The organism is Actinosynnema sp. NPDC059797 (assembly GCF_042732085.1).
Taxonomy (GTDB): domain Bacteria; phylum Actinomycetota; class Actinomycetes; order Mycobacteriales; family Pseudonocardiaceae; genus Actinosynnema.
Window position 1 is genome coordinate 1 of record NZ_JBHWIE010000450.1, and the last position, 5,149, is coordinate 5,149.

General features: G+C 73.6%; 4 protein-coding genes. 2 read left to right on the top strand and 2 right to left on the bottom strand.

The features are described 5' to 3' along the window. Positions 1 to 34: 34 nt before the first annotated feature. Positions 35 to 1,075: a C40 family peptidase gene (locus ACFV4N_RS39495; RefSeq protein ID WP_499677804.1), complete on the bottom strand. Its 1,041-nt coding sequence runs from the start codon at positions 1,073 to 1,075 to the stop codon at positions 35 to 37. A 296-nt stretch (positions 1,076 to 1,371) separates the two neighbouring features. Further along, positions 1,372 to 2,619 carry an NYN domain-containing protein gene (locus tag ACFV4N_RS39500; RefSeq protein WP_499677807.1) on the bottom strand — a complete coding sequence of 416 codons (1,248 nt, stop codon included), beginning with the start codon at positions 2,617 to 2,619 and terminating at the stop codon, positions 1,372 to 1,374. Positions 2,620 to 2,939: 320 nt separating this feature from the next. Between ACFV4N_RS39500 and ACFV4N_RS39505 the strand changes: the two genes are divergently transcribed. Then, a complete protein-coding gene (locus ACFV4N_RS39505; RefSeq protein WP_499677805.1) occupies positions 2,940 to 4,643 on the top strand; it encodes a DEDD exonuclease domain-containing protein in 1,704 nt (567 codons plus the stop codon). 39 nt (positions 4,644 to 4,682) lie between these two features. Then, entirely contained in the window at positions 4,683 to 4,967 is a 285-nt protein-coding gene (locus ACFV4N_RS39510) for an Lrp/AsnC family transcriptional regulator (protein WP_499677806.1), read from the top strand. Positions 4,968 to 5,149 lie beyond the last annotated feature (182 nt).

The following is a 5,149-nucleotide window of genomic DNA, read 5'->3' on the forward strand; positions in this document are numbered from 1 at the left end:
ACCCCACCCAGGGTGGCCCCGCCGGTCGCTCCTGTCAGCCCTCGATCCGGCGCATCGCGTAGATGGTGCCGGGGTTGGACAGCGGCACGATCTTCACCGGCACGCCGTCGGTGGAGGCGTGCACGACGTTGGCGTTGTCCACCGCCATGCCGACGTGCATGCCGCCGTTGTAGATGATCAGGTCGCCGGCGCGGACCTCGGCGCGGCTGACCGCGCGACCCGCGCCCGCCTGGCCCTGGCTGGTGCGCGGGATGCTGATGCCCGCGTACGCGTAGGACTTCATGGTCAGGCCGGAGCAGTCCCAGACGTTGGGGCCGGTCGCGCCGTACTGGTACATGTCGCCGATCTGGTTCAGGGCGTGCTGGAGCGCCTTGCCGGCCGTGCCCTCGGGCACGTTCACGTTCGGCACGCTGCCCACCGACTGGAGCGTGTTGCGCTCCTGGGCGGTCAGCCGGTCGAGCTGGGTCTTGACCTCGGTCTTCTGCTTGTCGAGGTCGTTCTTGCGCGCCTTGATCTCGTCCGCGATGCGGATGGCCTCGTCGGTCGCGGCCTGCGCGTCGGCCTGGGCCTTGGCGGCCTGCTCGCGCGCGTTCTCGGCGGCGTCGACGGCGCCGGCGAGCCGGTCGAGCGCCTCGTCGTTGTCGGAGGCCAGCACGCCCAGCGCGGACATGCGGTTGAGGAAGTCCTGCTGGGACTCCGCGACCAGCAGCGCCGACAGCTGGCTGAACCGCGCGCCCTCGAAGGACGCCTCGGTCAGCTTGTCGACCTGGACCCGGAACTCCTCCTCGGCCGCCTTCGCCTGGTCACCCTCCTGGGTGGCCTGGGCGAGGTCCCGGTTGGCCTGGTCGAGCTTGGTCTGGTTGAGGTCGCGCTGCTCCTCGGCGCGCAGCAGCTCCTCGTTGAGCTTGGTGGCCTGCTCGGCCAGCTCGTTGTACTTCTTCAGCGCCTCGGAGGCGTTCGCGGGGGTGTTCGGTTGCGCTCCGGCCGGTACGGGCATCGCGCCCACCGCCGCAGCGGCCACCGCCGTGGCCGCCATCGCCCCGCGCAGTCCGCGCTTGAGTCGTTGCGACGCCACAGTCGCGTGTGTCTCCTTCAGTGTGGACCGCCTACCGGTCCGGGCACGCGCACGTGCCCGACAGGTCAACTTCGCATTTCCGGCTCGGCTCCCCGACAGGCCGATTCGGCGGTGAACTCGCGTCGCCGACCAGGCTGGTCGGCTGCCCTCCACGAGGTCTCGGCTAGGTTACGAAAAGTGAGTCGAATCGTCCACTAGCGGGTGATGCAAAACCACAAGAGTTCACCCTCGGTCTCGAACGGGCCAGCCGTGACCTCACGGTGTGACCCCACGTGGTGTTAAAAACACGATCTGTGTCACACCCGGACGAGGCGGGCCAAGAGCACCGCGGACGGCACCGGGTGCGCGCCCCGCCGACGGACGGAGTCCGCGACCGCCCGGTCGGAGGTCACCACGACCACCGGACGGCCCTCGGGTTCGGCGGTCACCAGCGCCCGGATCACGTCGTCGGCCAGCACGCCCGGATCGCTGAAGAGCACCCGCACCCCGCGCGGCGCGGCCGTCGGCACGGCCACCACGCCCGCGCCGTCGAACACCAGCGTCACCTCCGCGCCGGTGCGCGCCGCCAGCACCGCCAGCTGGTGCACCAGGCGGTCGCGCTGGTCGGACAGCGACAGCTCCGGGTAGCCCGTCTTGGTCACGTTGTAGCCGTCCACGATCAAGTGCACCGCGGGCAGCGCGAGCAGCCGGTCCAGCGCCGCCGGGTCCTCCACCCGACCGACCGCGCCCTGCGCCGCGCTGGCGCCCCGCACGAGGTCCGCCGGGCGCGGTCCGGCGCCGCCCAGGGCCAGCTCGCGGCGCAGGCCGTTCACCGCGCCGTCCAGGGTGTCCACCAGCAGCGCCAGGCGCACCTCGTCGGCCTGGCGGGCCTCCTTCGCGGACTGGCGCGCCACCTCGGCGTCGGCCACGGCCCGCTGCGCCTTGGCGCGCTCGGTCTCGGCGCGCTCGCGCTCGCGGTCGCGCTCGGCGGTCAGCCTGCGCACCTCGGCCTCGGCCTCCGCGCGGACCCGCTCCACCTCGGCCGCCGCCGACTCGGCGCGGTCCTTGGCCTCGCGCACCCGCACGCCCTGCTCCCGCAAGCGCTTGCGCAGCCGTTCCAGCTCGACCTCGGCCCCCTGCCGGACCTGGTCCACCGCGCCGTCCAGCTCGGCGCGCTCCTCCCGCAACCGCTCCAGCTCGTGCTCCAGGCGCTCGACGCGCTGCACGGCGGCGTCCCGCTCGGCCCGCAGCGCCGCGTCCGCCACGCGCCGGGTGACCAGCTCGATGAAGTGGTTCGCGACCTCCTCGCCCTGGAGGACCGCCGCCGCGCCCGCCGCCACCGGGTCGGGCGCGGTCACCTCCAGCGCCGCCGGCCGGTTGCGCTGGAGCCACTCCACCACGGCCGCGCGGAAGTTCGTCGACGACCGCAGCCCGGCGATGAGGGCGCCGCTGCCGAGCCGGGCGCGCTTGGTCGGCGCGAACCGCGCCACCGCCCGCAGCGACTGCGGGACGTCGACCTTCGCCAGGTCGGCCAGCGCGTCGGCGCTCAGCTCGGCCAGCCGCATGCGCAGCGGCTCGGGCAGCGCACTCCAGTCCACAGTGGACTCGACGGGCTCGGCCGGCTCACCGGTCTCCAGCTCGTCCAAGGGCGCGGTCGGGTCTTGCACCCGTACAGGCTACGGCCCACCCTACCCATCCACCGATCCGGTAACACGAGGCAGCGACGTTGACTCTCGGTATCGGTCCACCTCACGACCGGCTGATCCCGCGCCCGGCCCCGGGGCCGCCCGCCCCGCTCCCGCCACCCCGTCCCGTCCCCTCGTTCGCCGGTGCCCGTCGGTGTTTGTCGGTGTTTGTCGGTGGCGGCGGCTACCGTGCCGAGCTGATGACCAGTCAACTCACGTTCGACGAACTGGGCACCCCTCTCCGCGACACCACGTTCGTCGTGTTCGACCTGGAGACCACGGGTGCCCGGGCGGACGAGGACGCGATCACCGAGATCGGCGCGGTCAAGGTGCGCGGCGGGCGGGTGCTCGGGGAGTTCGCCACCCTGGTCGACCCGGAGCGGGGCATCCCGCCGCAGGTCAGCGCGCTGACCGGGATCACGCAGGTGATGGTCACCGGCGCGCCGCGGCTCGCCACCGTGCTGCCCGCGTTCCTGGAGTTCGCGGCCGGCGCGGTGCTCGTCGCGCACAACTCGGGCTTCGACGTGGGCTTCATGAAGGCCGCCTGCCTCCGCCACGGCTACGCCTGGCCCAAGCCCACCGTCGTCTGCACGGTGCGCCTGGCCCGCCGCGTGCTGACCCGCGACGAGGCCCCCAGCTGCCGGCTGTCGGCGCTGGCCGCCCTGTTCGGCGTGGCCGAGCAGCCCAACCACCGGGCGCTCACCGACGCCCGCGCCACCGTCGAGGTGCTGCACCACCTGCTGGAGCGGGTCGGCTCGGTCGGCGTGCACTCGCTGGAGGAGCTGCTCGCCTACCTGCCCGAGGTGACCCCGGAGCAGCGCCGCAAGCGCACCCTGGCCTCGGGCCTGCCCTCGACGCCCGGCGTGTACCTGTTCCGGGGCCCCTCGGACGAGGTGCTGTACGTCGGGACGGCCTCCGACCTGCGCCAGCGCGTCCGGCAGTACTTCACCGCCAGTGAGGGCCGCAAGCGGCTGCGGGAGATGGTCGCGCTCGCCACGCGCGTGGACGTGGTCGAGTGCGCCCACCCGCTGGAGGCCGAGGTGCGGGAGCTGCGGCTGATCACCGCGCACAAGCCCGCCTACAACCGGCGCTCCAAGAATCCCAAGGGCGTGTGGTGGCTCGTGCTGACCGACGAGGCGTTCCCGCGCCTGTCCGTGGTCCGCGCGCCCAGGGAGGGCGCGTTCGGCCCGTTCCGGTCGCGGCGGCTGGCGGAGGCGGCGACCGAGACCCTGCTGGAGGCCGTGCCGCTGCGGGCGTGCGCCCAGCGCATCCCGGCGCGCAACCCCTCGGGCACCCCGTGCGCGCTCTACGAGCTGGGCCGGTGCAAGGCCCCGTGCGCCGGGCGGCAGTCGGCGGCCGAGTACGGGCCCGCCGCCGACGCGTTCCGCAGGCTCGTCGCGGGCGTCGACACGGAACCGCTGGCCGCGCTGGCCGCCCAGCTCGACGCGCTGGCCGAGGCGCACCGGTTCGAGGACGCCGCCACCCGGCGCGACCGGGTGTCGTCACTGGTGCGGGCGCTGGACCGGGCGCAGCGGCTGGCCGGCCTCGCCTCCCTGCCCGAACTGGTGGCCGCCCGCCCCGACGGCTCGGGCGGCTGGGAGTTCGCCGTCGTCCGGCACGGGCGGCTGGCGTCGGCCGGGGTCGCGCGGCGGGGCACCGCGCCGATGCCGGTGGTGGAGGCGCTGGTGGCGTCGGCGGAGACCGTCGTGCCCGGCGAGGGCCCCCTGTTCGGCGCGCCGGCCGAGGAGGTGGGCGTGGTGCTGCGGTGGCTCGACCGCCCCGGCACGCGCCTGGTGCGCTGCGACGTGCCCTGGACCTCGCCCGCCGGCGCCGCCGGGTCGTGGCGGGAGTGGGTGGCCCGCGCCGACGCCGGTCGCGACCAGTACCGGGACGTGGGCCACTAGCATGTGGGCGGTCGAGAACCCCGACTGAGGAGGACCGCTGTGATCACCGCGATCGTGCTGATCCAGGCCGCCGCCGACACCATCCCGGACGCGGCGCAGGCGATCGCCGACATCGAGGGCGTCACCGAGGTCTACTCGTGCGCCGGCGACGTCGACCTGATCGCCCTGGTCAAGGTCGCCCGGCACGAGGACCTGGCCGACCTGGTGCCCGGCCGCATCTCCAAGGTGCCGGGCGTGCTGAACACGGACACCCACATCTCGTTCCGCTCGTACGCCAAGCGCGACACCGACGCGGCCTTCGCCATCGGCCTGGAAGACGCCTGACCCCGCGCGAGTCGTACGCCCAGACCTCGCGAGTCGTACGCCCAGGACCACTGTGTCCAACACCCAGGACCCCCGAATTCAACGTTCGCGTACCCCAGCGGGCCAGCGCATGGGTACAAGATCGTTGAAATAGGGGGTACTTAACGTACGACAACGTCGGCCAGGACGTACGCTGTCTCTTA

What these genes read in the sequence shown, in the direction of transcription:
- ACFV4N_RS39500 (WP_499677807.1), bottom strand. Translation starts at nt 2,619, where the DNA reads ATGCGGCTGGCCGAGCTGAGCGCCGACGCGCTGGCCGACCTGGCGAAG.
- ACFV4N_RS39505 (WP_499677805.1), top strand. Translation starts at nt 2,940, where the DNA reads ATGACCAGTCAACTCACGTTCGACGAACTGGGCACCCCTCTCCGCGAC.